This window comes from Zooshikella harenae, from assembly GCF_018837975.1.
Taxonomy (GTDB): Bacteria; Pseudomonadota; Gammaproteobacteria; order Pseudomonadales; family Zooshikellaceae; genus Zooshikella; species Zooshikella harenae.
This window is the reverse complement of the sequence record NZ_JAGSOY010000180.1, coordinates 1-2,628: the sequence shown is the minus strand read 5'-3', so window position 1 is coordinate 2,628 and position 2,628 is coordinate 1. Positions and strand designations below refer to the sequence as shown.

The 2,628-nt window shown below is 43.2% G+C and carries 6 protein-coding genes; all 6 read left to right on the top strand.

Going from position 1 to position 2,628, the window contains the following annotated elements; genetic code table 11:
* On the top strand, positions 1 to 220 hold a 220-nt coding region (locus KCG35_RS24495), incomplete at its 5' end, for a hypothetical protein (protein WP_215822478.1).
* Positions 211 to 729: a hypothetical protein gene (locus tag KCG35_RS24490; RefSeq protein ID WP_215822477.1), complete on the top strand. Its 519-nt coding sequence runs from the start codon at positions 211 to 213 to the stop codon at positions 727 to 729. The genes KCG35_RS24495 and KCG35_RS24490, both read left to right, overlap by 10 nt.
* Positions 722 to 1,111 carry a hypothetical protein gene (locus KCG35_RS24485; RefSeq protein WP_215822476.1) on the top strand — a complete coding sequence of 130 codons (390 nt, stop codon included), beginning with the start codon at positions 722 to 724 and terminating at the stop codon, positions 1,109 to 1,111. The genes KCG35_RS24490 and KCG35_RS24485 overlap by 8 nt, the downstream gene beginning before the upstream one ends.
* Before the next feature lie 102 nt (positions 1,112 to 1,213).
* Complete coding sequence (locus tag KCG35_RS24480; RefSeq protein ID WP_215822475.1) at positions 1,214 to 1,777, top strand: phage baseplate assembly protein V; 564 nt, start codon at positions 1,214 to 1,216, stop codon at positions 1,775 to 1,777.
* Positions 1,778 to 1,857: 80 nt separating this feature from the next.
* A complete protein-coding gene (locus KCG35_RS24475; protein WP_215822474.1) occupies positions 1,858 to 2,199 on the top strand; it encodes a hypothetical protein in 342 nt (113 codons plus the stop codon).
* Positions 2,200 to 2,221: 22 nt separating this feature from the next.
* Positions 2,222 to 2,557: a GPW/gp25 family protein gene (locus KCG35_RS24470; protein ID WP_215822473.1), complete on the top strand. Its 336-nt coding sequence runs from the start codon at positions 2,222 to 2,224 to the stop codon at positions 2,555 to 2,557.
* Positions 2,558 to 2,628: the final 71 nt, after the last annotated feature.

Below are 2,628 nucleotides of genomic sequence, written 5' to 3'. Positions count from 1 at the left end.
AGATCAGGAAGGGAAGCTGAATAAAATCCAGTTGAATTATGCGACGCCTGAATTACACGTTTCGGTCAATGAGTTAACTACGCTTGAACAACATGAATATGTGGTGATCGACGAGCAGAAATTCCAACTCAACTGGACGCCATTAAAAAAAGATACCGGTATGGCCATTATTAAACTATCCCCTTATGAAGCACCTAAAGAAGGTAGTCGATGGCGTTAAAAGTTGCGGTTGATATTAATGATTCATTGGATGACGTGTTAATGGGCTTGGATCGGAGTCAGGCGGATGTTAAGCGAGCCATTAAACGTGCCCAGCGTAAATACACGGCATTTATCGAACGGTTATTAATCCAAGCGGTCGTTGATGCCTCCGGCGTGAAACGAAACCTGTTTAAAAAGCACCGGGTGCGTGTCACCACGGTGTATGCTGAAGGTAAAATTAAGGTCTGGCTGGGTGTTAATCCGGTAGGGTTAGGTTATTTTGGTAAGGTCAAAGAAGTGCCCGGTGGTGCTAAAGCGGGTCAGCATTATCGACCAGGTGCGTTTAAAATTAGCAATCGTGAAGCAGCCTTTAAACGTGCAGGTAAAGCGCGTTTGCCTCTGGTTTACCAAACACAAGATATCGAGCCCGTGGCTAAACCTGTCGTCATCCAAATCTTAAAGCGTGGCAAACAACGACTCATAACACTCTTAGAGCAGGAACTCAATTACGCCTTAAATCATGAATAAATATGATCCCCTTGAATTAATTCACCTGGCTATGGTGGACACGCTAACGAATCATTTTGGTAAACGATTGGAATTTGTGCAGGCTTATAATCCTGGTAAATGCCTGAATTCACCGGGTATTTATTTAGGTATGCACCAAATGGAAATCGGTGAGAATCCCGGTGATGGTCGCCATGTCATCAATGCCGACTGGTTTTGTTATTGTGTATTGGCCAACAGCACACCTGATTTAGCTATTGAAATTCGCCGTATGGCCTGTGAGGTGATGACGCTATTAAACCAGCCTGAGATGGGATTATGGGGACTTGATAATGTCGTTGCTTTGCCCAAATTCCTGCCTTATTTAACCCTGATACCGAAGGTTATGAAAGCTGGGAAGTGACCTGGCAACAGTCGTTTTATATGGGTGAATCACTGTGGGAAGACGGTGGGGAAACACCCAAAACTGTATTAGCCAGCCATGTACCCTATACAGGTAAAGCCCATGAACCCCGATATAAACCCCTTTAATATCGAAGAACTGATTCGCCTGGTTAAGAATTTAATTCGGCCAGGTATTATAAGAAGTGTCGATTACGAACGTGCGCGGGCGCGGGTACAAATGGATAAACTCACCACGGACTGGCTACCTTGGCTAACAACAAGAGCCAGCCATGATCGTTCATGGTGGGCACCCGAGGCCGGTGAGCAAGTGGTGGTGTTATCGCCTTGTGGTGAATTGGCTCAAGGATTTATTTTACCTGCAGCCTATCAAAATGAGCATCCAGCGCCTTGTCAAACACCTGAGGTATCAGGCAGTTATTACAAAGATGGTGCCCAGATCCAATATAACCGTCTACATCACCATTATGATATCTACTTGCCTGACGGGGGTACCTGTACCTTACATTCTCCAGGTGGAATTAAAATGATCGGTGATGTGCATGTGACAGGTAATATCAAAGCCACCGGCGATATTACCGATAAAACCCGCAGTATGGCTGCAGACCGCTCTATTTATAACAGCCATTTAGATCAACATCATGTGCCGCCTAAACCACGACAATAGTTTTTTGTTTTAAAAGAATTTAATTGAAAAATCTATTATATTGCTATTTAATTCCCTTGAAAAATATTAGGGGATTTATAATGAAAAAATTAGCTGTATTTTTAGTACCATTAATTTTTCTTTCTACTTCTTTTGCAGAGGCTGAAGAACCTAGCTGGACACAAATTAAATCTGTTGGGTGTCATACTACTGATACCACGTGTTTTGTAGAAATTTCAGGAAACTTTGTAGGTCCAAGTGCGTGTAAAAGTAACTCCTTACGATGGAACCGAAAAACATCTCCAAATGGTAATGCTACACTCTCACTATTAACAACTGCATTTGCTGCAGGCAACCTTGTTTCTTTTCAAGTTGCTGAAGAGTGTTATCAAGATCAGCCCAACTATCCAACTTTCCGTTGGTTTAATATAAAAAGGGATTAAATATCCTGATTTAATCAAGATTATGCTTGGTATTAATTGTCTTACAGGAAAACAGCTATCAGGCATCGAACACCTCAAGCAATCGATCTCTGATATTTTAACCACCCGCATAGGCACCCGTGTCATGCGGCGTGATTATGGTAGTCGATTGCCTGATTTAATCGATGAACCCTTAAATGGCGCTTTACGCTTGGAGTTAATCGCGGCTACGGCTGAAGCCCTAGCTCGTTGGGAACCGCGTTTTAAACTCACTAAAGTTACACCCACCCGTACCCAGCCAGGACAAATCGAAATCTACTTGGAAGGCATTTACTTACCCGAAGGTAATCCCATTACCTTGGACGGGATTATCCTATGAGCGAATATACCGCAATTGATTTATCCCAGTTACCGGCACCGGATGTCATTGAGCAACTGGATTACGAGCGT